Raw genomic sequence first — 24,727 nt, forward strand, 5'->3', positions numbered from 1 at the left:
CCCAGTTCTGTAATATAGCCTGCCATACTCGCATTCAGTAAAATAATTTTTTTGAAAGGAAAAGCTCCCGATTTAAAATCATAAGCAAAATTTCCTGATTTTAATTGCAGGACATTATTGTGTTCTTTATATTTAAGCCTGTGCGAGATGGAAGTCCATTCTGCAGATGAAATTTTTTGTTCTCTTTTACAGGAAATTAGCGTGCAAAACGCGATTAATAATAAAATTTTCAGTTTCATATTTCAAAGAAAAGAAAAAAGTGTTATATTTGCAAACCTTTAACAAAGGCCTCGTGGCGCAACTGAATAGCGCATCTGATTACGGCTCAGAAGGTTACAGGTTTGAATCCTGTCGAGGTCACAAACAGCCAAATGGCGCCACTTTAATACAAGTGGCGCCTTTTTTTATTCTATCAAAAACTTTATTTACGATAAAATATCAAATATTTTAATTTACTAAGAATTAAATTTGTATTTCTCTTAAAAACAATGGACAAATACAACTTTTTACAACTCGCTTCCTCTATTGGGATTTTCATGGTACTTTTGCTTGCCCTGTTTTTGATTACCGTAAAAACTAAACACAGACTTTCAAATTGGCTTCTTGCGTTTTTTCTTTTTACAAATGCCGTAGATGCGTTGAAATTTTCAATGCAAGAATTCCCCATTAATCATATCAACCTCGAGGCATTCCGTTGGAGTATTGTTTATTTGGTTCCAGCATCGTTTTATCTCTATGTATTGTCCGTTTGTTACTCTAATTTTCGTTTAAAACCGAAACATTTACTGCATACAATTCCGTTTGTTGCTTACAGTTTATATTTAATGTGGGGAATTTATTTTGTAGATAGAGCCTCGAAAGTACATTTTATAAATAGCATGAATGAAATGCCTTTAATGCAATTTTTTCAATTTCTTTTCGAATTTTTGTTTCAGGTTTATTTTATTGCGTCATTTCTGGTTATTAGAAAATCCAAAACGGTCTATCTTGAGAATTACACAAACCCCAATATTTCTGTCCTTAACGCACTATCCAAAATAACAATTCTATATTATGTCTTACATTTTATAGTTCTTCTAAGATGGCTGGTTACTTTTATTTTTGGGCGGGGCGATATCCGAACTTGGATTGTAACTCTTGACGGGTTTGCATTTTTATTTTGTACATGTTGGTATCTATTGACTGCATTAAACAATCCTGAATTTTTCAGAGGAGTGAATTCCTATTTGAAACCTATTACAGAAGTAATTCCTAAACAAAAAACCAGTCCTTTAATCGTTGAAGAAAAAAATAAGGAAATCCAATTCTTAAAGGATTTTATGGTGGAAAAAGAACCTTACTTGGATTCATCATTAACCATTCAGGATTTATCAGAGCAAATAAAAATGCCAGTCAAAGATTTATCTACTTTGATTAATTTGTATATGGATAAACACTTTTTCGATTTCGTAAATGAATACAGAATTGAAAAAGCAATGCAAATCCTTAAAAATCCTTCACAAAAAGAATTAACCGTTTTGGAAATCTTATACGAAGTTGGTTTTAATTCCAAATCTTCTTTCAATACTTCTTTCAAAAAATATACTGGGAAAACGCCAACTGATTTTAGAAAAAATTCAATTTAATATTTTTTAGTGGACAAATGCGTTCGACTTTTTTTAATCGGTCGTGTATCTACGTCTCCTAAAGCATCTTTGCAGAGAATTTTAAAAATCAATCTTATATGAAACATATTTTGTTTGCGTATTTTCTGCTTATATCAATTGGAGGTTTTTGCCAGCAGAACGCTTTGAAATCTAAACAGGAAAAAGCAAAAAAAATCGATTTGATAATCGAAAAATATCATCAATTTGACCTTTTTAACGGAAGTGCCCTGATTGTCCAAAACGGTGAAATTATACTGCAGAAAAATTATGGACAAGCAGACAAAAACTGGAATATCGACGCAACATCGGATACAAAATTCAGAATTGGTTCCGTAACCAAACAGTTTACCGGAATGCTGATAATGCAGTTGAAACAAGAAGGAAAAATTAAACTTGATGATAAAATAAGCGATTATCTGCCTTGGATTAGCAAAACAATTGGTAATAAAATAACCATCCATCAGTTATTGACGCACACTTCAGGGTTACCAAATTATACAGATTTTCCCGATTTTAAAACTAAAATGGTTTTCGAAAATTTGTCTCCAAAAGAATTTGCGGTCAAATACTTCAAAGATAATCTGGGATTCGAACCTGGAACTAAACAGAACTATTGTAATACAGGCTATTATTTATTGGGTTTGATTATCGAAGAAATTACCGGAAAGCCTTATGAAGAAGTTCTCAAGAAAAAAATATTTGATGTGATTGGAATGAAAAATACAGGTATCGAAAATCCAAAAGAAATCATATCAAATTACGCACAAGGTTATGATTTTGATTACGATGGCTACCAAAAAACAGATTACATCAATATGAAAACTGCCGTATTTTCTGCCGGCGCAATGTACAGCACGGCTAATGATATGAAAAAATGGGACGATGCATTGTACACCAATATTTTACTAAATGAGGAGAACAAGAAGATATATTTCACACCTCACACTGGTAATTATGCTTATGGCTTGAATATTCAGAAAAATCAAAATTTTTTAGGGTCGGGGAAAGATATTACGACAATGGCTCATAGTGGCGGAATCAATGGATTTTCCTGCAATATTGCGAGAATTCCGGAAGATAAAATCTATATAATTCTGCTTGATAATACAAGAGCCGGAAAAAGAGGTGGACAGCTGGAAGCTATTATTGATAATATTTTCGGGGTTTTATATAATCACAAAGTTGATTTACCGAAACCGTTAATCATCTTCGAAGTATATAAAAAAATGAAGGCAACTTCTGTAGAAGAAGGAATTGTTTATTTGAAAGACCTCAGGAAAAATAAATTTGATTCTTATAATTTCAATGGTTTTGAAAATGAACTTAATAGGTTGACATATAAATTTCTAGGCGACAAAAAGATTGAAGATGCATTGAAAATCATTGATTATGCCATTTCAGAATTTCCAAATTCTTCCAATCTTTATGACACACGTGGCGAAGTTTATTTCACTAAAAAAGATTATAATGCTTCCAAAAAAGATTATCAGAAAACGGTAGAGCTTAATCCTAATAATGACAATGCGAAGGAAATGCTTTTGAAAATTGAAAAAGAAATTGAAAAAGAAATTGAAAAAGAAATTGAAAAATAATATGTTTTTGGAGGTAACAAATTTATTTCTGAGCTGTCTTATTAATTAGAAATTAATTACAAAAAATGAAGAAACTATTATCAATCATATTTCTCATTTCTGGATTTTCAGCTTTTGCTCAGAAAACCATAACAGAAAAGCAAATTTATGCTTCGATGAATGCTCAAGCTGAAAAATTCCTAAAAGAAACGAAAGCAAATTCGTTCTCCATCGGAATAGTGAAAGACGGGAAAACCTACACCAGACATTATGGAGAAATCGACAAAGGAAAAGGAAACAAAGCCAATAATTCTACATTATTTGAAATTGCTTCTATCACCAAATTATTTACAGGAGCATTAATTGCAAAAGCCGTTTTGGACGGGAAAATTAAATTGAATGATGATATAAGAAAATATATTACAGGTTCTTATCCGAATCTTGAATTCAAAGGAATCTCTGTAACTATTAAAGATTTGGTTTCATTGAAATCTGGTTTCAATAAAGACTTACCCGACAGAAGTGAGCTTTTTCAAAATAGAAATGATAGTATTGCTTTCAAAATTGAAAAATTGGAAAAATCTTATACGAAAGAGCAATTTTTCAATGATTTGAAAGCAATTAAAGTGGAAACTGTGCCCGGTACAGTTTATAATTATAATAACGGAACTTTGCAACTGTCAGCTCATATTCTTGAAAATGTTTATGGGAAAAGTTATGAGACATTATTGAAGGAAAATTTAATTTCTCCTTTAAAATTAGCTCATACTAAACTTCATATCAATCAAAATGAAACCATCGCCAATGGTTATGATGAAAATGGAGTTATGATGCCATTTTTACCATACTCACTTTGGGGTGCTCAGGGTTATTTGAAATCAACGTTAACTGATTTGACTACATTTTTAAAATTTGAATTGGATAAAAAAAGTCCACTCGTTCAGGAATCACAACGAGATCTACTCAATAATAAAAACTATTGGAACGCTTATTTTTGGGATGAAGTGACCATCAATCACAACGGTCGAAATGCCAGAAAACACGGCGGTGCTTTCGGAACGCAAAATTTATTTTGGGTTTTTCCGGATTATGATATGGGAATTTCTGTTATTACTAATCAAAGTGGAGATAATACTTATGGAAATTTATACAATTCAGTTCAATATCTTGTAGATGATTTAAAACCTTTTGGACAGAAATTAATTGGAAGAGAAATCGAGAGAAAATGTTTTGAAAACATCGATACCGGAATTGCCTATTATAAAGATTTGAAGAAAAACAAACCCGATTCTTACAACTTTTCTGATGAATCTGAACTCAATAGTTTAGGTTATAAATTGATGAGGAGTGGAAAAATCACATCATCTATCAAACTATTTCAGCTTTATGTTTCCGAATTTCCCGATTCAGGAAATTCTTACGACAGCTTAGCTGAAGCTTATTTTAACAATAAGGAATTTGCCCTTTCAAAACAAAATTACCAGAAATCTTTGGAACTAAACCCTGAAAATACGAACGCAAAAGATATGCTTGCAAAAATTGAAAAGGAAGTTGAAAAATAAATAATATCACAATTTTTAGATTCGGTGCATTCAAATATATTTTCCAATCTAATTATCTACTAATATCCTACTTTTCATTAATTAAATCTTTATTCAAAAGTAAAAGACATTTGAAGCCAACTAATGTCCCATTATATCTGTCTTGATTGTTCTATATGCGAAAGATTATATTGCAACAGGCTTTATAACTATAAGAATTTAAATGCAACATTTAACATAGCCAAATCCTATTTAATTTGGCTCAGGCGAATCAAATCATCGATAAAAGTGTTTGAAGATACGCTCGTTGAGGTCACCAGCAGCCAAATAACGACACTTAAAGTCAAGTGTCGTTTATTTTTTTGACTACTACCAGTTATCAAATAACTTTACCAATTTTTCAAATACTTTTTAATTTACAATAATAATCTTTGATACAAAATCAAAATTTTAGACAAAAATCCCGGATTAACGGGATTTTAATTTCTTATATTTAAATTTATTTTATCTCTACAGGAACTGAGATTTTATCCCAATCCATTGTGAATCCATTGTTGTTTATTTTATAAACTAAATTTTCCTGTGTTGCCGGTAAAGCTTTTGTTTTAACATCAACACGTAAAGCATCTTTAGCTTGTTCGTATTTATAGGCGCCCCATTGTTTTGGCTCTTTGTTAAAAATTGCAGTCCAGGTTCCGGATGCCTTAGGGATTAAGAAAAAGCTGTATTTACCTGCAGGCAGTGATTTACCCTGAACGGTAATGTCTTTATCTGTTTCAAAAGTAGTTGCTTCATTGGCACCTGCACGCCAAACTTTATCATAAGCTTCCAAACCACCCCAGATGGTACGCCCTTTAACAGAAGGACTGCTATAGGCAATTGTAATGGTTGCATCTTTAATTTTTCCCGTAGCAGTAGCCGGAGGGCTGGCTGGTTTTTTAGTTTCCTGAGCATATGCATTCACTGAAATTGTCATTGCAGCAAAAAGCACGGTAGCAGATTTGATCATTGTTTTCATAATATTCTTTTTGTTTGGTTGTTTTTGTTTGTTCGTTTACGAATTTACTGCTTTTGGTTTATAAAACAATAAACCGATTGCCGAAAATATAATTACCGCCGCTGCCCCGATTACGTTAAGCCAAAGAAAAGAAACGATATCGAACTGATAAACGGCAATAACCGCAATTTCTGATAATATTGCAGAAATAAATACATTGGAACCGGTGATTTTTTTATAGTAAAATGCCACAAGAAAAATTCCCAGTATCGGGCCATAGAAAAGAGAACCCAATACATTAACCGCTTCAATAAGGGAACCCATCTGAGTGGCAAACATGGCTACTCCGATTGAGAAAATACCCCAGGCCAAAGTGTGTAGGCGGCTATACTTTAATCCGGTTGCATCATCAGGAATTTCTTTTGTAAAAATTAAATGAACATCTTTTAATGAGCAGGCAGCAAGGGAATTCAGCGCTGCAGAAATTGAACCCCAGCTGGCCAGAAAGATTACGGCAAACAGTAAACCGATCATCCCTGCAGGCAAGGTATTTTTTACGAAATACAGGAAAATGTAATTCGTATCCGTTTTCTCCGCATTATAATTTGAATTGTTGATCGCTTCCTCTACCCTGCTGTGAAGTGCTTTTACCTGAGTTTGCGTATTTTTAAAATCCTGAATTGTTTTTTTGAGTTGGGGAGAATGAGTTTCTTTCAATTTTAGAATTTCTTTCGATTCTGCATTAAATTTTATTTGCAAATCCTGATGCTCTTTTTCAAAAACCGCAGCCTGTTCAGGTTGTGTTTCCTTTAAATATTGATAAGATCGTTCGTTAAAATAAATCGGAGCCGGTTTTAGAGAAAAGAAAGCAAAAAGCAAAGCACCGATCAGGAGAATAGCAAACTGCATCGGAATTTTAACCAATCCGTTCAACAGCAAGCCCATTTTTGCATTGGTATTGTCCTTCGCAGTAATATACCTCCCGACCTGACTCTGATCCGTACCGAAGTAAGAAAGTGCCAGAAAAAAACCGCCAATCAGCCCGCTCCAGATATTGTATTTATCTTTCCAATCGAATTCTGTAGTGATTACATTGAGCTTTCCGGATTTTCCCGCCAGATAAAGCGCATCCTTAAAACCAATTCCATCCGGCATATTCTGAATAAGCAGATAACCTGCAAAAGCCATTGTTCCCAGAATAATGAGAAACTGTAATTTTTGGGTGTGAGCAATCGCTTTTGCACCGCCAACATAGGTGTAGATCAACAGAATACCACCTGTTAAAACATTGGTTAAATAAATATTCCAGTTTAAAACGCTTGACAAGATGATACTCGGGGCATAAATGCTGATTCCTGTTGATAAACCTCTTGAAAAAAGAAATAGCAGTGAAGTAAGTACCCTAGTTTTTTTATCAAAACGGTTTTCTAAATATTCATAGGCGGTGTAAACATTTAAGCGCTGAAAAATCGGGATGAAAGTGATACAGATCACAATCATCGCCAAAGGCAGACCAAAATAATACTGAACGAAACGCATGCCGTCTGTATAAGCCTGGCCCGGTGCTGAAAGGAATGTAATGGCACTTGCCTGCGTAGCCATAATGCCCAAAAGCACAATGTACCAGGGCATTTTATTATCTGCTTTCAGGTAGGATTCATTGCTTTTCTGGCCACGGCCAATGAATACACCATAAACCACCACTACCACAAGGGTAAAAATCAAAACTGTCCAATCTATAGTGCTCATGCCCAGAATTTAGTAAACCAATAATAAAATGCGATCTGCAACACTAATGCAGCTGCTAATAATATATACCAGGTATTCCAGTTTTTAAGTTGTTTGTTCATCAGTTTTTCTGTACAGATAAAAAGTTTAAAAATAAACGTGCAGCCCCAACATTTCCGGCAGGCAGCTGTCTGAAAAATGCCAGCGGGGTATAAATAAAATTACCTTTCCCGTATTGAGCATATAAAGTTGATCCCTGCAGGGGCTCTTCACCAGTATCGTGCATTTCAAAAAGCGGTTCATAAGCCTCATCCCATTGAACAGGGAAATAGGCACCACGCTCCTGTACCCAGCCTTTAAAATCATCCGAAGTAATTTTGTTCGGAAAGTTCAGTAATTTATGATTGGGATTTAAAAATTTAACCTCAGCATTTTCTTCGGTAACCCGCTTATTGGCAATGCTGAAATTATACATCCCCAATTTTTCAATGGTTGTATCCTGATTAGTGTTGTACTGCATCACCAAATTACCGCCGGCTTTTGCATAAGACCATAAAAAAGGCATCCAGCGACCCAGCTTTTTCTCTGTGTTATTCGCACGAACCCCAAGTACGATGGCATCATATTGCGACAGCTTGTTCTGACTGCCGTTTCCGCCGGATTCATCTGAGTTCCCATAAAAATCTCCGTCTTTCAGGACATCTACCTGAACACCTGCAATGCGCAGAAACTCAGGAATGAAATCACCCGCACCTTCTATGTAACCCACTTTTTTAACCTTCGCCTGAATATCACCTTTCATTACGGTTACCGTTGCAGGCGCAAAATATTGTAAGGAGGGTAAATGCGGATACTGAATTAATACTTGTTTTTTATTGTAAGTTACTCCATCTGCAACAAAATTGGCATCCAATTGCAAACGAGATGAATTGATTAAGGCAAGCTTAGTTTTTGGAATAACATAATCGATGGTAGTATCTTTTCCATTGACCGAACTTAAATCAGCGCCGCCTAATCGCTCTCCGTTATACATCAGGTTTAGAATACCGTTTCTGTACTGTTTGTTTGAATTAACCTTAAAATTTAAACTCAAATGTAAATCTTCATTTTCTTTGACCAGGTAAAGCGGTTGTGTAAATTTCAGTTCCAATGCAGGAACAATGCGCAAGGCTTCGACCACATCACCACGCACCGGGTCTAATTTTTTGAAAGATAATGGCAGTTTAACCTCAAACTTTTCCGAACCGATTCTTAAACTGAGCAAAACATTCAGTGGTGATTCTGTCTCAGGTAAACCGACTAAAGTATCATTTGGAACAGAGAAAGTTGCCGCGTTCGTGGCTGGTTTTGCTAACCAGTAAGGTTCTGTGAGTGTTGCATCAGCAGGAATCTGAATTTTATGTTCAATGGTAATTAAAGAATCTTTTGATAGTTTTCTATTCAAACTTTCTGACTGACCTATCCATTTTACATTTTCTAAAACGACAGGATTTACAGCTCTTGAGATCAGATTTAACCTGAAATTGTAATGATCTCCGGCAACAGCTTCAGCCTGATTGGTCACGACCTCACCCATAAACCCCGCACAGCTCAAAATGATATTGTCGAGTGCTGTAATTTTATCCTTTTTTACGTCGGAATCTTTTATTGCCATCACCTTTTTTCTTAAAGCAAGCAAAGCAGGCAAGCTAAGGTCCGGATTATTGAAATTGAAAGCAGAAATAATTTTATCTAAAGATTGATCAATATCAGCGTTTCCTTGTGAAGTCCAGGTTTTCACTACTCCGTCAAAAAGTGTTTCTTTTGCAGGTTCACCAATAACGTGGGCAAAATATTCAGTTCTGATCCCGGCTACAGACTGTGTTCCCGCACCCTGGCTTTTATGTAAACTTCTGCTTAATCCTGCCAGTTCACCATAGCCCATTCCCAATTGCGCATCATATTGCCCAACGGTAACTTTCAGTTGATTTTCAGCTGTTGTATTGATCCCACCAAACCGGAAAGTATTCCACAAGACGCGTTTTGGCTGCCATACATTTACATATTTAAGTTGATCCGGAAAAGCAGTTTTATCGCCTGCCAGCTTAAAAGCTTTTTCCGCAACCACAGCCGAGGCTGCATGCTGTCCGTGTCCTGCCGCAGCAGTAGGAGGAAAACGACAAATGATAACATCAGGACGGAATTTACGGATTACCCAAACTGCATCAGCGATAATGCTGTTTTCGTCCCATTGTTTAAAGGTATCGGTCGTATTTTTAGAGAACCCGAAATCAATCGCCCGGGTAAAAAACTGTTGGGCACCGTCTAACTTTCTTGCCTCTAAAAGCTCATGCGTTCTGATTAGACCCAATGCAGCCCCCTGCTCTATACCTAATAAATTCTGACCACCATCCCCTCTGGTTAAAGATAAATAGCCCGTTTCTACATTCTGGTCGTTGATTAACCAGGAGAGTAATCCTGTATTTTCATCATCGGGATGAGCAGCAAGATATAAAACTTTAGGCAGGTGTTTAAGTGTTTTGAGCTCACGGTAAATCTCAGATGATTTGGAAGGCCGAACCTGTTGGGCCGACCAAAAAACCGTATAAAAGCCAAGGATAAATACAATGATTTCTTTTTTGAACATTTGAATTTGCTTTGCAGGGCAAATATAAGTAAATCATCTTTCTTTCAGCTTTCAAAAGAAAAAGCAATGAGCAATTTCAAATTTTCTATGATATTCTTTGTAAAATTTTGGTGTGAAGGTAAAAATGTAAAATCCATCACTTTAACTTCACTACTACTTTCCCTTTCGTTCTGCCACTTTCCACATACTCTAAAGCTTGGTTCATCTCTTCAAAAGGAAAAATTTTATCAATTACCGGACGAATGGTTCCTGATTCTACAAGCGATGCAATTTCTGATAGCTGCTTCCCATTGGCAGCCATAAAAAGAAATGAATAATCTACTTTTTGCTTTTTGGCCTTGTTCCTGATTTTTCTGCTCAGCAATTTTGTGGCAAATTTTATATACCAAGGCAGATTAAATTCTTGAGCAAATTCCGGAGTCGGCGGTCCCGAAATAGAAATTGCTTTTCCTTCGATTTTTAGAATGTTCAATGATTTTTCCAGCGTTTTTTCATCCTGACTATTGAGAACTACATCATAATCTATCAGAACATTTTCAAAATCTTCATTTTTGTAATCAATAATGATATCTGCTCCTAAACTTTTAACTAAATCAGAATTTTTTGCACTTGTCGTCGTCGCAATTGTTGCTCCTAAATGTTTCGCCAATTGAATAGCAATTGTTCCGACACCACCCGAACCGGCCTGAATAAAAATCTTTTGTCCATTTTTTAATTTTGCTTTTTCCAGTAAAAGCTGATAAGCCGTTAAAGACACCAACGGAAGTGAAGCAGCTTCTTCCATTGTTATATTTTTTGGCTTTAAAGCAATATCACTTTCATTAATGGCAATGTATTCAGCAAATGCCCCAATATGGAAATCCGATGGACGGGAAAAAATTTCATCGCCGACTTTAAAACCCTTCACTTTCGATCCCGTTTTTATGACTACTCCGGCAACATCGTGTCCCAAAACCAAAGGAAATTTATACGGCAAAATCAACTTGAACTCACCGTTTTTCAATTTACTATCCAATTGATTGATGCTTGTGGCATGAATCTGCACCAAAACTTCATTTTCTTTCAAATCAGGTTCAGGGAATTCCACCAGCTTAAGTTTGTCGGTTTTGCTGTAACGATTAATGACAAATGCTTTCATAGTAATTATTTTATTTGGTTATAAGAATTTTTTGGATTTACCAGACTAAAAGCCAGTTTAGGAAATCACCTGCTGATGAGACACAATGTTGCCACTTTGTAAATCCGGATGAGAATAGGTGCCTGTGTGCCAAAGCTGAGCAAAAATTTTTCCACCTTCCTGATGAACAGCATCGGTTGACAATTTCCAAACTTCGATTTGCTTTTCTGAATAGATTCCCGGAACATTGATTACTCCAACCGCTTCTTTGCTCACAAATGTTCCTTCGGTGATGATTAATCCTGCGGTTGCTCTTTGTTGGTAATAAAGTGCGGTCAGTTCTGTTGCTGAATGTTCTGGATTGTTGGAACGGCTTCTTGTCATTGGCGCCATTATGATTCGGTTGGATAATTCTAATTTTTCTGTTTTATAAACCTCAAAAATTTTGATATTGTTCATAATGGAAATGTTAAATTATATTTTTATAGTCTATTCTCAACTAATAATATACTATTTAGTCTATTTTATTTTAAAAAAAATCATACTGAATATTGTTCTAATTCTGATTTTAAACTTTTTATCAAACTCTGCATTGGTTTGATGGTATTCATCACTCTGCACATTACTATTCCGCCTTCTACGGAAGCGATCAATTTGAATGCAAAAACCACTGGATCAAGCTTATCTGTAAACTCTCCGGATTTTATACCTTCATTTAAAAAATTAACTAAACTTTCCTGTCCGCTTCTGAAAACAGCAGCTACTTTTTCTTTGATTAACGGATGATTATCATCTGCTTCAACAGCTGTGTTAAAAATCGGACAACCACCGGAAATGAATGTATCAATGGGGTTTTTATAAAAATCTAAGAGATAAAAGATTTTAGATTTAACTGTTTTTCCTTTTGAAACTTCTAAGTTTATTTTGTCAGTTACTCTTTTTAATAACAAATCAACAACTTGTTCGGTCAATGCCTCTTTGTTCTCAAAATGGTTGTAAAGGCAACCTTTGGTAAGTTTGGTCGCAGCAAGAACATCGTCAACATTCACTCCTGAAATCCCTTTTTCATTGTACAAAGGTGCGGCTGTATCTAATATAAATTGCTTGGTTCGTTCTGCTTTTGTTAACATAATCTCTTAATTGACTGTACAAATATACTAAAAAGTATATTTTTTTTAAATAAAAAAACTTATTAGATTTTGTAAATTAGAAATAGTTCAGTTTTTACCAATCGATGTCCAAGAAATTTTTTACCTCGAAATCTTCTCCCAAAATTCTTCGCTATTTGTTAGAAAAAAATTTAAAAATCTGTAATAAAGTTTGTAGTAATTTACTTTAAAAGAAATTACGCGACAAATAAGAAGCTTGTAATTCTTGCTTAATTTAGCTCAATCGAACCAAACCATCTATAAAAGTATTTGAAGATACTCGTTTTGGTCACAAGACCGACATTGAAGTTTTCACTTTCTTGTGTCAGTTTTTTTATTCCTAACCCACTGTTATATTGACAAATATTGTCACATAGTTAAGTTTTTAGTGTTTTTGTTAAAAAGGTATTTCGCGGTAAGGACTACTTACCGCGAAAAGGTGTAAGTGACCTGGAAAATAAAGTCACGTTTATTTGCATCTTTCTAAGGCGTCTAGTTCATCGCTATAAATTTGAACTTGAACAATTGACAGGATGTACCGTAATAATCCCAAAGGTGTAAGTTCGAATTGCCATCCATGGTACAGTTGGGCACATCCCAGCCACGGGAGGCATCCACCTTTGATAGAATTTTGTAGTAGCCATTGGCTACAGCCACTACCTGCCAGGCCTGGGCATCATTACCGTAGCTCTGCCAGAGCCGGATTGAAGTTCCCAGTGTATTACTGTTACTGGCCAGATCAATGCAGCGATTTGTTGCGCTGGCTTTGGACACAAAACGCCAGTAGCCATTACCGGCATCAATGGCTATCCACTGCTGCGCCGTAGCACCATTTCTCGTCCATGGTCTTAACACTGTGCCGTTGGCGTCCACGCCAGATTTTAGATCAAGTACTTTATTGGCATCAGTCTGGAACTCGATCTCGTAAATACCATTATTAACCAGACTGGTTACGTTGCAGTTTGCAACAGGATAGTTGGAAGCCGCATATTGCTGAAACCACTGTTTACTTGGGGCAGCGCAAGCCTCCCAATCGTTGTTAAAAGCTGTTCCTGCATTAGGATCTCCTTTGTGGAGCAGATCATCCGGGGCAAGGAGATTCCAGCTTACATTGCCGGATTGATCCGCGATATATTTTAGATTCGCGCCAAATCCGTTTCCGCCTGCCGTACCGGTTGTACCAATACCAAAGGTGCCATATCCCTGCGGTGCCCAGTCGGTCTCGGTAATGGCGATCGGTGCAATGTCCGCAATAGGTTTAACATTGGTATTCCATGCATTTTGAAAGGATTGATAGTTGTTAACACCACCCCAGTAGCCTGGGTAGATGTGAACAGCATAGCCAATATTACCACCTGTGATCGGGTTATTGACATAGCCTTGATAATGCGATTGCCAGCCCGTACCTGGTATCCAGCAAACATTATTGGCCCCGTTGTTGCGAATGATGTTGACCAATGGTTGAAAAAAGTTTTTGAGTGCTGCAAAGTGCTCATTCCCCGTTGTTCCCCATACACCGTTTGTCCCTAGAATCTCAACGGGTTCGTTGGCCAATTCGAACATCACGTTGTCAGCATTCTTCAATCCGGGGTGCTGCGAGAGAAAAGTCCAGACGGTCTTGAGATAGCTATGGTACGCATCATTGACTGCAATACGATGCGGGCATACACCGGGAGGACGAAGGATCACATACATTCCCCGGCTCCGTGCGTGGTCGATCAAAGGAATAATGACTTGATTGGTATAGGTAACCAAGCGGTTATAATTAAACCTCGATATATTATCTTCAGGAATAGGGGAACCTGGGTCATTAGTCCAATACGGATCGATGTGAAGGCGAATGTAATTGAGATACCAGCCATCGGCTGTGCTGCTGAGCTTGTCTATGACTGCTTTGTTATAGTTCAAAGCTCCTTGTACATTGTAATTGTCCCAGGTACAATAGCCGGAATTGCTGCCATATTGACAACCATTAAACCAGGGGCTGGGTGTTATGGCAACCCCATGTAAGACAACATTATTTCCACAGGGATCTTTGAGGTTCCTGCCGCCGACATGCAGGGTCGGTGTCACCGCCAATGCATCTGCACCAGCTAGGTTTCTTTCAGATTCTTCTGGTAAAGTTTTTTCTTCCATCCGGGAGCAGTTGGAAAGAATAGTTAACAGAAAAACCAGAAGTAACCACATTTTGTTTGTTCTCATAATTTAAATATTAAAGGGTGATTAATAATCTTATTTTTTAGCCATCAATGCCTCGGCTCCCTATCCTGAGCAGGAGTGTTAGACAGATAAGTGAATTTTTTTTAATCTTAATTGGATTGTTGTCATTTTACCTGGTTTAGAAAATCCAGGGTGGGATTTGACGTCTTTCTTCAAGGTTACTTTCTGAGCAGATGTACTTAAAAATAAATGTAAGCATGATATTGTGAAAATTCGGACTTCCATCAATAATAATTATTAGTTTTTTATAAAAATATGTAAATTATTAAATATAAAATAATTTTTTATTAAAATTTAACATAAAAAAATAATATCATAAATAAAATAATTAACAAATAGCTACAACCCTATATCTAGTAGGAAAAACAAAAGGATCTTATCATAAATTTCATTAAGATGTTAATTACAAAAAGGCGAAATAACTATTTACTTTACTTAAAATTTCACTCATTAGCTCAAAAAAAATCTCGCAAAAAACGAGATTTTATAATTTATCTTAAAGTCATAGATGTTATAGTAGATGTGGAAAGTTTACAGACATTGATGTAATAAATGATCTGCGCAATATCGAAACCTTTGTTGCTGCAGATCCTTACTCCTGAAATCTGTTTTTATTTTCCTTTTTCCGAAAATCCAACTTTTCTTAATACAAGCTCTAGAAAAAGATGGTAAAATATGTTTTCAAATTTTTAGAGCAACATTGATGGAATCAATCAGGGGATGTTGACAAAATGCCTTCGAAAACTGAAAAGAGACGGATTGGTTTCAAAAAGAGGTTTGTAATTCTTGTTTAATTTAGCTCAATCGAACCAAATTACCTGTAAAAATGTTTGAAAATATGCTTTCTATTTCTAAATCCCTCAACTTAAAAAAAGATTTTTTTGGGTAGCACAAACTTCGGACTACTAAATTGAATTCTTAAGTTACTAAACGCAAAGACAAGATTCAGTTCATTTATAATTGTCAACAGTATACAACTAGAAAGATCAGCCTCCCTAATCTCCGAAACCTTTCGACTTTAGACCATATTTTAATAATTACTTTTATTTTACGGCTCAAAGTCAGAAGACTTTGCACCACAGAAGTTTCAAAAAAACAGGATCTTTCAAAAGAAACTCCTAAATATTCCGTTTAATTCTTAAATTTGGCTTATGCGAAAGAACCTTTATCTCATCATTATATTATTTTCTCTTACCAGTTGCTATACTTATCAGGTAAAGAAACAAGCTGATATAGCAACCGACAATAAGCAGGAATCTAAAAAGAATACAACTCTTGCTAATACTGCGTCTCCGCAAATGAATAGTACAGCAGCTGCATCCAAAAGCCTGAACTCACCACAAATGCCTGTTCCGGTCAATATTCAGGAGAAGCTTGCTCCGAATAAAAATGTAAAAATTGACGTTGATGGCAGGAGCTATAAAATAATAGTTGACCGATGGGAAAGCGACAGTCTGGTTGCCCACCCGGTGCATAATCTTAAAAAAACACTGAAATTCCATAAAAATCAGATCAATGGTGAGAAAATTGCAGAAAAACGCTTCTCACAACCTATCGCTGATATTATTACGGTTATCGCTTATGCCTCAATTGGTGTTGGAATCTATCTTCTTGTCCGCTAATTTTTAGACCTTTACAGTAATTATAGAAACATTTAGACATCCCGTACAAAAGTGTATAAAACCATAGAATAATTAATGCTAAAAGTATTGTTGAAAAAATTCACTTATTCCAAATGAGATTTTATGAGTTAAGTTCAGCTAAGCGGATTGCCATTTTCCAAATAATTCTTTTTAAACATTGATATTAATCCGAAAAGAGAGAAAAAAGCAGTAATAACGGTAAAAAGCAGAGAGGCAGATACAGAGACCGATGCATTAAAATCAAAATATTTTGAAGCCTGAAGAAACAAAAATTCCCTTACTCCTATTCCTGCGAAAGATAATAAACTTAAAATTGAGCTTCCTAAAAATGTAATGATATAAACTGTGAAATTTTCATTGATCCCTAAACTTTTCAGTAAACATAAAAAACAGGTAATCTGCAAAATCTGGATTAAAACAGAGATCAAAAACGTTTTTATGAAAATTGTCCCATACACGGAAAACAGTTTCTTAATGATAAAATAAGTCAATGAAATGCCTGTAATAATCATTATTATTGGCAGAAAAACCCATTTTACGGGTAACAGAAATATTGAAAAGCTCAGGATTAAAACAGAAATTGCCAGTAACCCGCTCAACCGGTCATTGAATATGGCAGAAGTGAGTTTTTTTAAGCTCCAATCCAATTTTTTATTTAAAATATAAATTTTGTAAGCATCACCTCCTATTCCGCCGGGAATAAAGAAATTGTAGAACATCCCTAAAAAATAAAGTTCAAGATTGCTTTTGAAGCTTAATTTAAAATCATTTGCCAATAAGTAAAATTCCAGTCTTTTTGTTGATAAAACCTGTGATGCAAGGAATAAAACAGCAGCTAAGACTACATATAAAACATTGAGCGCTGACCAGATTTCTGTAACATCCTGAAAAGGAATTTTCCTGAAAACGAAATATAACAAAACAATACTGACAAATATCTTCAGAATATTAGTAAATATTTTTTTCGTATTCTTTTTTTCCAAAACTGGTAATTTTTCTGATGTTGAAAGGACGTTTGCTTTGAGATTCATAATATGTTTTCATCAGCATATCAATGATAATTCCGGTGGTGAAGAACTGAATTCCGATAAAAATCAAAGGAATTCCCAAAACCAGCAAAGGCCTTCCGCCAATATCATGTCCCAGTAATTTTTCGGCTAAAAGATAAACATTAATAAACATTCCAAGTGTAAAAGCAATCAATCCGATATTCCCGAAAAGATAGATCGGTTTTGTGAGATATTTTTGATTAAATAAAATCAATAGCAAGTCATTGATCACCTTAAAAGTTCTGTTGATCTTATACTTGGAAACACCAAATTGCCGGGCATGGTGCTTTACGGGAATTTCAGCAATGCTTGCCCCGTTCAGATGGGCCATCAGACTGATAAACCGATGATTTTCGCCGTACAGATTAAGATCTTTTGCCGTTTCATATCTGAAAACTTTCAGCGCACAACCCTGATCAGAAATATTAAGTTTTGTTGTACTCTTAATGATAATATTTGCGATTTTTGAAGGGATCGTTTTAAGCGAAGAATCTTGTCTGTTCTGACGTTTTCCCACAACCAGATCATAATTTCCCTGCTCAAGCAAATTAACCATGGCAGGAATATCGCCTGGATCATTCTGTAAATCCCCATCCAGCGTAATAATATAATCTCCTGAGGCATAGTCGAATCCGGCCATCATTGCAGAGCTCTGACCATAGTTTCTTTTCAACTGAATGAGCACTACATTCGGGTCGTTTTTCTCTATAATTTCTTTTACAGTCCTGTCTTTTGAATTGTCATCTACAAGAATCAGCTCATAGAGATAACCATTCATCGTTTCCATAATACAGTCGATAATAAGTCCGGCATTCCCTTCCTCATTATACATCGGAATTACTATTGAATAAAATTTTTTATAATCCATTATTTTAAAAAGGATTTTTTAAATTTGCTTTGCGAGCTTTAGTAAAATTATTAAAAACTTTATTCTTTAATATGAACAAGATGTTACTATTATCGCCCCGCCAATTATTATTTCTTTATATTGGTTTTTCTCTGGTTTATATCTCCGGTCTGTTTATTCCACTTATGGAAAACGATTCTGCACAACACGCATCAATGGCTATGAGAATGGTTTTAAACAACGATTTTTTCAATATTTACAAAGGAGAAAATCCTTATCTGGATAAACCCCATCTCCATTTCTGGCTCGCTGCCATTTCAATGAAATTATTCGGAATTAATCATATTGCGTACAGAATTCCTGCTTTGCTGGTATTGGTTTTAGGAGCTTTTTCAACAAAAAAACTGACAGATCTGTTATATGAAAATGAAAATACCAGCTATATTGCCTCCCTGATTTTTCTTTCGGCACAGACTATCATTCTCTCTGCTCATGATGTAAGAACTGATGCTGTTTTGACAGGTTTCATTATTTTTTCAGTCTGGCAGTTTGTCCGGCTTATTAAATATCAGAATAATCTAAGTGCAGTTCTTGCCGGGTTGGGAGCAGCCATGGCTTTCTCTTCAAAAGGATTAATGGCCATTGTCATTATCGGGTTTTGTATTTTTTCCTACCTGTTATATTCCAGAGAATGGAAGAAATTTTTTAATGTAAAAATAATTTTTGCTGCAATAAGTTTTGCTGTTGGGATCATACCGGTTCTGTATGCCTATCATCATCAGTTTGGAGAAGAAGGTATTCAATTTATTTTATTTAATCAAAGTATGAACCGGCTGACTGCGAACGGCTTTAATGAAACAAGCCCCGATTATTTCTTCTTTTTCCATACCTTATTGTGGGCTTTTTTACCATTTTCTCTGGCTTTTTACTTTGGAGCTTTTGAGAAAACATCTTTTTTCATCAAAAATAAATTCAGGAAAACTGAAGGTATTGAATTTCTGACTTTAGGAGGCTTTTGGCTAGTGATGCTTCTTTTTTCAGTTTCTAAATTCAAGCTTCCTCATTATTTAAACGGATTGATTGCCATTCTTTCTGTTTTGACTTCTGCCTATTTATTTGATATTTATAAAAGAGACTGTATCAAAAAGATTAAAGTTTTATATATCATTCAATTGGTGATTGTGTTTTTAGCAATTCCTGGCTTGGGTTTATTAACTTATTATTTTACCGGAATTCAGAACCTATTTTTTTTCATTTTATGCTCCATCATTTATACCTATCTTTTGATTTACATTTTTAAGAAAGAGAATGTTTTCAAGAAATACGTTTTTATTTCCTTAATTTTTTCAATAGCTGTTAATATTTACCTGAATACTCAGTTCTATCCTGTTTTAACGCAGTATCAGGGAAGCTTAAAAATGGCAGAATTTGTCAATAAAAATAAAATTGAAAAAGAAAGAATCTTTATGTTGAAAGGATCCGAACCCTGGGCTTTCGATTTTTACACCCGCAGGAATACACCAAGGATTGAGGAAAACAGGCTAAATAAAGGAAATTATCTAGTCATTTATGATGAAGATCTGCCCAACTTAAAAAGAAGCTATAGATTTATTGACAAAGAAAATCATTATCGAATCACAAGATTATCATTAAAATTTTTAAATCCGAAAACCCGTTCTGCCCAGTATAATACAATTTATTTGGTTGAAATCACCAATTAATGATCCGTAATTGTCTGTATAGTGGCTCTAAGGATAAAGAAATAAAAACAATTACTGATGCAGAGTAAAAATTTACACTATTAAATCTTAATTTCAAACAAACTGACTTCAGCATTATGATAGTGACCGGGAAGGCCACTTGTATCATTAAGCTGTACCAGCCCAAGGAAATCAAACCCGCATTTTTGATAGTGATTGATCAGTTCAGTATTTTCTCCAACAGTATCCATTCTTATGAACTGCTTGTTATTTTCCTGTGCATATTTTTTTACCCATTCGACAATCCTGGCAACCAGATTCCGGCCCCTGAATTTCGGATTGGTTGCAATGCGGTGAATATATACCGCAGGATCAGCATTTCTTTCGCCCCAGATTTGAGGATCGCTGAAAGCAGTAGCCCAGATACAGGCAATTTCATCATCAATTATAATTTTCCATTGCCTTTTTTCATTAATTTCAGTTTCTATGAGACTTTTCTCAAATTCCGGCCAGAGTACAATTTTTTTGGTTCTCTGAAAATCAGTGGCCAACCTGTATAATCTGAAAATTTCTTCGATATCATTGCTATTACTGTTTCCTATGATCATTGTGATTTGAGTCTTATCTGAACAAAAATAAATATAAAAAATGAGTTTTCCATCAGGAATGGCCTCTGAAATCATCTGATACAGCAACAGAGAAGCTTCTTTTTTATTTACCTTTGTCACCATTCAAATAACAAAATTTAATGAAAAAAATAGGATTGGTGGGCGGAATAAGCTGGGTATCAACGTTAGATTACTACAAATTTATCAATGAGGGTGTAAATGCCAGACTGGGCGGACTCAATTCTGCCGAATGCATTATCTATTCTTTAAACTTTGGAGATGTACAGTCCAAAAGCTGGGAGCATTCTTTCGGACTGCTGTTAAATGCCTGCGAAAATCTGAAAAAAAGCGGTGCAGACGGCATTGTTCTTTGTGCCAATACCGCTCATCTTTTTGCAGATCAGCTTCAGGAAACGATCAAACTGCCGATCATTCATATTGGTGCGGAAACAGCAAAAGCGATCAATAAAGAAGGGTATAAAAAAGTGGGACTTCTGGGAACTAAGTTTACCATGGAAATGGATTTTTACAAGAACAAACTTGAAGAATACAATCTTGAGGTACTGATCCCTGAAAAACAGGAAACCAGGGATTACATCCAGTACACGGTAAAGGAAGAATTGGGAATCGGGTATATCAATCCTGAAACCAAGACCAACTATATTTCCATTGTCAACGATCTTATTAACCAGGGAGCAGAATGTATTATTTTAGGCTGTACGGAAATCCCTATGCTGATCAGTCAGGATGATTTTACAATACCGGTTTTTGATACCACAAAAATACATTCCCAGGCCATTATAGATTATATTGTGTCGTAAATAATGTTAAAAAAATGAAATAAATCTATGATCTTTATGGTCATGAGATTTCTCTTTTATGATTTTATGACCTGCTTCAATATCAAGAAATCATTAATTTTTATCCGGAAGTTTATTTTTTCAGATGGTCACCAATAGTTTTGTATTGAAATAAAATGAGTGAAATTTTAAAAGTTTTTATAGAATGAAATCTACAATAAAAACAAAAAATCTCTCTGATCCACAATATCTTAACCAAAACAATCGGATTAGCTGCATTGTTCTCTTTTTCTGTTCTGAAATTCTCTAAAATGTATAAGATATTACTAATTAACAGATTAAGCCATCCACACATCTTATGATCCACATAACATCAATAGATTACGGCGTATTGATATAAAAAAAAAGTATTACTTTTGTTTCATAATAAAGTTTTTAGCATTTTTTATTATAGTTTTAAACACACCAATTTATAAAACATTAAAATTTCATTCAAATGAGAAAAATAATTCTACTATTTACTTGCATGTTCAGTATTTCGGTTTTCTCACAGATTAAAGTGCTGAAAAACGAATCTTTAGTGGAAGTTGGTAAGGATAACTCTGTGGGTTTATATAAAAAAGAAGATAAGTTTACGATCAATTATCAGGATCTTAATACCAGTAATCTAAATACGATCAGGTCTTTTTCTTTCCAGAACCTCAACGGGGATGTTTCGGGACTGTATAAATTAATTACAGACGGGTTTATTTCCCAGCCTGACAGCAATATTACCCTTGAGCTTCCTAATGATATTATTGAGCTCAATTACGAAAAAAACTATGGCCAGCCAACCGTTCAGTTTATCCAATATATCAATAAGAACAGAAAGTATGTCGGAAAATCGCAGTTCTTAAATAAAAAACAGATTGATAAAATATTCGGAAAAAGTACCGGAAAATCTGCGATGTATGAAAAGCCTGGCACAATGAATAATATCCGTTCAAAAGAGGGTTCCAATACTGCATCTTCAGGATCATCTTCTTCAAGCAATAAGAATAAGAAATCAAGAAAATAATTATATTTTTTTAATATAACTCAACTCATTCGGACAGAATGAGTTTTTTATTTTTATTTTTGCAAAAAGATCATTACATATTATGTCTCTTCAAATAATCAATCTGACCAAAAAATTTGGTGAACAAACTGCACTCGATACCATCAATATTTCAATTGAAAAAAATGAAATCATAGGTCTTCTTGGTCCCAATGGAGCAGGAAAGTCTACTTTGATGAAATCTATAGTCGGTGCCTTGAAAATAGATGAAGGACAAATTATCTTCAATGGTAAAAACATTTCCGGCTTCGAGATTGAAAGTAAAAAAAACATCGGGTTTCTTCCGGAAAACAATCCTTTATACCTGGAAATGTATGTAAAGGAATACCTTCAGTTTGTCGCTAATATTCACAAAATCCCCGAAACAAGGGTGGATAAAGTTATTGAACTTGTAGGAATCACTCCTGAAAAGACAAAGAAAATCGGTCAGCTTTCCAAGGGCTATAAGCAAAGAGTGGGCCTCGCGCAGGCCATCATTCATCAGCCTGATCTGCTGATTTTGGATGAACCTACAAATGGCCTCGATCCTAACCAGATTATTGAAATCAGAAATGTGGTGAAGGAAATCGGAAAAGAAAAAACAGTTTTGCTTTCCACTCACATCATGCAGGAAGTGGAGGCCCTGTGCTCCCGTGTAATCCTTATCCATAAAGGGAATATCCTTCAGGATTGCCCTATTGATGAGTTTAAAGGGAAGTTTGACAGCCTGGAGGAAGCTTTTGCAAGCTATACACAAACAGAAAACTTATCTTAATTTAAAAAGTATGTATTATAAGATAATAATTCCATTTTTCAATGGGATTATTTTTATATTTATGTTCCCGACTGTTTCAGTTCAGTAAAAAAATTACTTTCTGTAAAGCTTTCTCTGGCTGCATTATATCCTATATTGAATATTTCTTCCAGACGGTCTTTCCTTCTCTCAAAAGTTCCGTAATTGGATAAGTCCTGAGAGGAAATAAACCAGTCACAATGATCAAATTTCACCCTTTCAATCCTGTAGGAAAGGAGATCGTACGAACGTGAAACAATGGCTTTAATAGATTTTAAATCTTTAATATCGATATCATGGGGTGGAGAAACGAAAACCCCGATCAGCTTGTCACATTCATCCCGGATAATATCTGCCGGAAAATTATTTAGAACGCCACCGTCACAATACATTTCATCATCGATGATATAAGGTGTGGTAACTCCGGGAATGGAACAGGACGCAATAATCGCATCCGTCACTTTGAAATTCTCGTCAAAAATCTTCTGGGTTCCGGAAACCAGGGCTGTAGCCACAATTTTCACCTCTTTATCCAGATCTCCTAATTTTAAATCATGAAAAATAGGATTCAGATAATTTCTGAAAATAACCGAAGACACCAATCCCGGCTGGTTGAAGGTAAAATGTTTCCAATTGAAAAAATACACCGAGTTGAAGAATTCCAGGATTTCTTCAGGGGTTTTTCCTACAGCATGCAGACATCCTACTATCGATCCTGCACTACAGCAGGAAAGAACATCCACATCTATATTTTTTTCGCTCAAGAATTTTAAAACTCCTGCATGGGCAATACCTTTGGTACCACCTCCTGATAAAACAAGCCCTACTTTATCAAAATTCATAGATTAAAATTAATAAAACAAGGTGAGAAAACCAGATTAATTTTTCTAAATGTATTGATTTTAAAATTATTTAATAAATATACCTCTCCTATCCCTAAACTGAAAATTTATATCTGTTGATCAAACCGGCAACAATAAGATTAGGAATCCAGCACAGCCAGGCAACTACAAGGTAAGCGTTACCGGGATCTCCTATCCAGGATTTCAACAACGGATACCATAATCTTAAGGTCACTGCCGCAAAAGCACATGCATAGCTATAAACCATCAGGCGCTGATGCATTTGAATATTACCATTTTTAATTTTTAAAACAGCTAAAGCGGTGGTGTAAAACCAGATCACCCCTAAACAGATAAATCCTAAGGAAGAAATCAACCCTCCATTGGCATAAAATCCTAAATAAATACCGGATATTGAGCTGATAACCGCAGAGAAGACATATATCTTTCCTATCACTTTATGAACAGCGGGTCTTTTATTCCGAAACTTATTTCCAAACTGCCTCCACCCGATAAACAATGCCAATCCACCAAAAATAATATGGAAAAAGAATGATATTCTCCAGGTCATATTGTGTAAAACTTCCGGAATTTTGGAACTCAAAAAAGTATGTTGATGCTCAACGAAAACATAGATCAGCGGATATGCCCCAATAATTAAAGCGAATATGCAGATGATCATAAATAAAAATTTCTTCATGATATTAACCCGTTAAAAATTTCACCAAAAGTGAGAAATAGATGAAGTACGAATGTTCCAGAATGAAAGTTGGAAC

Annotated in this window: 20 protein-coding genes, 1 tRNA gene and 1 pseudogene; 9 read left to right on the forward strand and 13 right to left on the reverse strand. The window is 35.2% G+C overall.

Annotation, left to right across the window (positions count from 1 at the left end; genetic code table 11):
• Positions 1-239: pseudogene (locus tag PMI13_RS21340) on the reverse strand (ABC transporter substrate-binding protein); the annotation flags it as partial.
• 47 nt (positions 240-286) lie between these two features.
• Between PMI13_RS21340 and PMI13_RS11120 the strand changes: the two are divergent.
• The 4 genes from PMI13_RS11120 to PMI13_RS11135 all read left to right on the forward strand — a co-directional run bounded on the left by PMI13_RS11120 (position 287) and on the right by PMI13_RS11135 (position 4,779).
• Positions 287-360 (forward strand) — tRNA-Arg (locus PMI13_RS11120).
• Positions 361-488: 128 nt separating this feature from the next.
• Positions 489-1,625 carry a helix-turn-helix domain-containing protein gene (locus PMI13_RS11125; RefSeq protein ID WP_007843677.1) on the forward strand — a complete coding sequence of 379 codons (1,137 nt, stop codon included), beginning with the start codon at positions 489-491 and terminating at the stop codon, positions 1,623-1,625.
• A gap of 98 nt (positions 1,626-1,723) precedes the next feature.
• Positions 1,724-3,238 (forward strand): serine hydrolase domain-containing protein, encoded by a 1,515-nt coding sequence (locus PMI13_RS11130; RefSeq protein WP_007843678.1) that lies wholly within the window; start codon positions 1,724-1,726, stop codon positions 3,236-3,238.
• Between the two features lie 65 nt (positions 3,239-3,303).
• Complete coding sequence (locus tag PMI13_RS11135) at positions 3,304-4,779, forward strand: serine hydrolase (RefSeq protein ID WP_007843679.1); 1,476 nt, start codon at positions 3,304-3,306, stop codon at positions 4,777-4,779.
• A gap of 478 nt (positions 4,780-5,257) precedes the next feature.
• On the opposite strand, the gene PMI13_RS11140 is transcribed toward PMI13_RS11135, so the two are convergent.
• From PMI13_RS11140 to PMI13_RS11170, 7 genes are all read right to left on the reverse strand, one after another.
• Positions 5,258-5,776, reverse strand: a complete 519-nt coding sequence (locus tag PMI13_RS11140) for a DUF2911 domain-containing protein (protein WP_007843680.1) — start codon at positions 5,774-5,776, stop codon at positions 5,258-5,260.
• Positions 5,777-5,812: 36 nt separating this feature from the next.
• Positions 5,813-7,504 carry a sodium:solute symporter gene (locus PMI13_RS11145; protein WP_007843681.1) on the reverse strand — a complete coding sequence of 564 codons (1,692 nt, stop codon included), beginning with the start codon at positions 7,502-7,504 and terminating at the stop codon, positions 5,813-5,815.
• Positions 7,505-7,604: 100 nt separating this feature from the next.
• Positions 7,605-10,109, reverse strand: a complete 2,505-nt coding sequence (locus tag PMI13_RS11150; protein ID WP_007843692.1) for a PIG-L family deacetylase — start codon at positions 10,107-10,109, stop codon at positions 7,605-7,607.
• Between the two features lie 136 nt (positions 10,110-10,245).
• Positions 10,246-11,247 (reverse strand): NADP-dependent oxidoreductase, encoded by a 1,002-nt coding sequence (locus tag PMI13_RS11155; protein WP_007843693.1) that lies wholly within the window; start codon positions 11,245-11,247, stop codon positions 10,246-10,248.
• A 57-nt stretch (positions 11,248-11,304) separates the two neighbouring features.
• Positions 11,305-11,685 (reverse strand): oxidoreductase, encoded by a 381-nt coding sequence (locus PMI13_RS11160; RefSeq protein WP_007843694.1) that lies wholly within the window; start codon positions 11,683-11,685, stop codon positions 11,305-11,307.
• Between the two features lie 80 nt (positions 11,686-11,765).
• On the reverse strand, positions 11,766-12,356 hold the full coding sequence (locus tag PMI13_RS11165) for a TetR/AcrR family transcriptional regulator (protein WP_007843696.1): 591 nt from the start codon (positions 12,354-12,356) through the stop codon (positions 11,766-11,768).
• A 510-nt stretch (positions 12,357-12,866) separates the two neighbouring features.
• Complete coding sequence (locus tag PMI13_RS11170) at positions 12,867-14,576, reverse strand: RICIN domain-containing protein (protein WP_007843698.1); 1,710 nt, start codon at positions 14,574-14,576, stop codon at positions 12,867-12,869.
• 1,169 nt (positions 14,577-15,745) lie between these two features.
• Between PMI13_RS11170 and PMI13_RS11175 the strand changes: the two genes are divergently transcribed.
• Positions 15,746-16,216 carry a hypothetical protein gene (locus PMI13_RS11175; protein ID WP_007843700.1) on the forward strand — a complete coding sequence of 157 codons (471 nt, stop codon included), beginning with the start codon at positions 15,746-15,748 and terminating at the stop codon, positions 16,214-16,216.
• Between the two features lie 134 nt (positions 16,217-16,350).
• Here PMI13_RS11175 and PMI13_RS11180 read toward each other — a convergent pair whose 3' ends face one another.
• Entirely contained in the window at positions 16,351-17,220 is an 870-nt protein-coding gene (locus PMI13_RS11180) for a lysylphosphatidylglycerol synthase transmembrane domain-containing protein (protein ID WP_007843702.1), read from the reverse strand.
• Entirely contained in the window at positions 17,186-18,154 is a 969-nt protein-coding gene (locus PMI13_RS11185; protein ID WP_007843704.1) for a glycosyltransferase family 2 protein, read from the reverse strand. Before PMI13_RS11185 ends, PMI13_RS11180 begins: the two co-directional genes overlap by 35 nt.
• 164 nt (positions 18,155-18,318) lie before the next feature.
• On the opposite strand from PMI13_RS11185, the gene PMI13_RS11190 reads away from it, so the two are divergent.
• Positions 18,319-19,854 carry an ArnT family glycosyltransferase gene (locus PMI13_RS11190; protein ID WP_051957062.1) on the forward strand — a complete coding sequence of 512 codons (1,536 nt, stop codon included), beginning with the start codon at positions 18,319-18,321 and terminating at the stop codon, positions 19,852-19,854.
• Between the two features lie 80 nt (positions 19,855-19,934).
• Here PMI13_RS11190 and PMI13_RS11195 read toward each other — a convergent pair whose 3' ends face one another.
• Positions 19,935-20,564 (reverse strand): GNAT family N-acetyltransferase, encoded by a 630-nt coding sequence (locus tag PMI13_RS11195; protein ID WP_007843708.1) that lies wholly within the window; start codon positions 20,562-20,564, stop codon positions 19,935-19,937.
• A 17-nt stretch (positions 20,565-20,581) separates the two neighbouring features.
• Here PMI13_RS11195 and PMI13_RS11200 point away from each other — a divergent pair, with 17 nt between their 5' ends.
• The 3 genes from PMI13_RS11200 to PMI13_RS11210 all read left to right on the forward strand — a co-directional run bounded on the left by PMI13_RS11200 (position 20,582) and on the right by PMI13_RS11210 (position 23,091).
• Entirely contained in the window at positions 20,582-21,262 is a 681-nt protein-coding gene (locus PMI13_RS11200) for an aspartate/glutamate racemase family protein (protein WP_007843709.1), read from the forward strand.
• 475 nt (positions 21,263-21,737) lie between these two features.
• A complete protein-coding gene (locus tag PMI13_RS11205) occupies positions 21,738-22,298 on the forward strand; it encodes a hypothetical protein (protein WP_007843710.1) in 561 nt (186 codons plus the stop codon).
• An 82-nt stretch (positions 22,299-22,380) separates the two neighbouring features.
• Positions 22,381-23,091 (forward strand): ABC transporter ATP-binding protein, encoded by a 711-nt coding sequence (locus PMI13_RS11210; RefSeq protein WP_007843711.1) that lies wholly within the window; start codon positions 22,381-22,383, stop codon positions 23,089-23,091.
• A 59-nt stretch (positions 23,092-23,150) separates the two neighbouring features.
• Here the strand turns inward: PMI13_RS11210 and PMI13_RS11215 are convergent, their stop codons facing one another.
• Both PMI13_RS11215 and PMI13_RS11220 read right to left on the reverse strand, forming a co-directional pair.
• A complete protein-coding gene (locus PMI13_RS11215) occupies positions 23,151-23,951 on the reverse strand; it encodes a patatin-like phospholipase family protein (protein WP_007843712.1) in 801 nt (266 codons plus the stop codon).
• Between the two features lie 94 nt (positions 23,952-24,045).
• Positions 24,046-24,651 carry a DUF2306 domain-containing protein gene (locus tag PMI13_RS11220; protein ID WP_007843713.1) on the reverse strand — a complete coding sequence of 202 codons (606 nt, stop codon included), beginning with the start codon at positions 24,649-24,651 and terminating at the stop codon, positions 24,046-24,048.
• Positions 24,652-24,727: the final 76 nt, after the last annotated feature.

Origin of the sequence: Chryseobacterium populi, from assembly GCF_000282115.1 — a bacterium.
GTDB classification, from domain to species: domain Bacteria; phylum Bacteroidota; class Bacteroidia; order Flavobacteriales; family Weeksellaceae; genus Chryseobacterium; species Chryseobacterium populi.

What these genes read in the sequence shown, in the direction of transcription:
- PMI13_RS11185 (WP_007843704.1), bottom strand. Translation starts at nt 18,154, where the DNA reads ATGGATTATAAAAAATTTTATTCAATAGTAATTCCGATGTATAATGAG.
- PMI13_RS11220 (WP_007843713.1), bottom strand. Translation starts at nt 24,651, where the DNA reads ATGAAGAAATTTTTATTTATGATCATCTGCATATTCGCTTTAATTATT.
- PMI13_RS11195 (WP_007843708.1), bottom strand. Translation starts at nt 20,564, where the DNA reads ATGGTGACAAAGGTAAATAAAAAAGAAGCTTCTCTGTTGCTGTATCAG.
- PMI13_RS11140 (WP_007843680.1), bottom strand. Translation starts at nt 5,776, where the DNA reads ATGAAAACAATGATCAAATCTGCTACCGTGCTTTTTGCTGCAATGACA.
- PMI13_RS11215 (WP_007843712.1), bottom strand. Translation starts at nt 23,951, where the DNA reads ATGAATTTTGATAAAGTAGGGCTTGTTTTATCAGGAGGTGGTACCAAA.
- PMI13_RS11145 (WP_007843681.1), bottom strand. Translation starts at nt 7,504, where the DNA reads ATGAGCACTATAGATTGGACAGTTTTGATTTTTACCCTTGTGGTAGTG.
- PMI13_RS11130 (WP_007843678.1), top strand. Translation starts at nt 1,724, where the DNA reads ATGAAACATATTTTGTTTGCGTATTTTCTGCTTATATCAATTGGAGGT.
- PMI13_RS11150 (WP_007843692.1), bottom strand. Translation starts at nt 10,109, where the DNA reads ATGTTCAAAAAAGAAATCATTGTATTTATCCTTGGCTTTTATACGGTT.
- PMI13_RS11175 (WP_007843700.1), top strand. Translation starts at nt 15,746, where the DNA reads ATGCGAAAGAACCTTTATCTCATCATTATATTATTTTCTCTTACCAGT.
- PMI13_RS11125 (WP_007843677.1), top strand. Translation starts at nt 489, where the DNA reads ATGGACAAATACAACTTTTTACAACTCGCTTCCTCTATTGGGATTTTC.
- PMI13_RS11170 (WP_007843698.1), bottom strand. Translation starts at nt 14,576, where the DNA reads ATGAGAACAAACAAAATGTGGTTACTTCTGGTTTTTCTGTTAACTATT.
- PMI13_RS11210 (WP_007843711.1), top strand. Translation starts at nt 22,381, where the DNA reads ATGTCTCTTCAAATAATCAATCTGACCAAAAAATTTGGTGAACAAACT.
- PMI13_RS11160 (WP_007843694.1), bottom strand. Translation starts at nt 11,685, where the DNA reads ATGAACAATATCAAAATTTTTGAGGTTTATAAAACAGAAAAATTAGAA.
- PMI13_RS11190 (WP_051957062.1), top strand. Translation starts at nt 18,319, where the DNA reads ATGGAAAACGATTCTGCACAACACGCATCAATGGCTATGAGAATGGTT.
- PMI13_RS11200 (WP_007843709.1), top strand. Translation starts at nt 20,582, where the DNA reads ATGAAAAAAATAGGATTGGTGGGCGGAATAAGCTGGGTATCAACGTTA.
- PMI13_RS11205 (WP_007843710.1), top strand. Translation starts at nt 21,738, where the DNA reads ATGAGAAAAATAATTCTACTATTTACTTGCATGTTCAGTATTTCGGTT.
- PMI13_RS11135 (WP_007843679.1), top strand. Translation starts at nt 3,304, where the DNA reads ATGAAGAAACTATTATCAATCATATTTCTCATTTCTGGATTTTCAGCT.
- PMI13_RS11155 (WP_007843693.1), bottom strand. Translation starts at nt 11,247, where the DNA reads ATGAAAGCATTTGTCATTAATCGTTACAGCAAAACCGACAAACTTAAG.
- PMI13_RS11165 (WP_007843696.1), bottom strand. Translation starts at nt 12,356, where the DNA reads ATGTTAACAAAAGCAGAACGAACCAAGCAATTTATATTAGATACAGCC.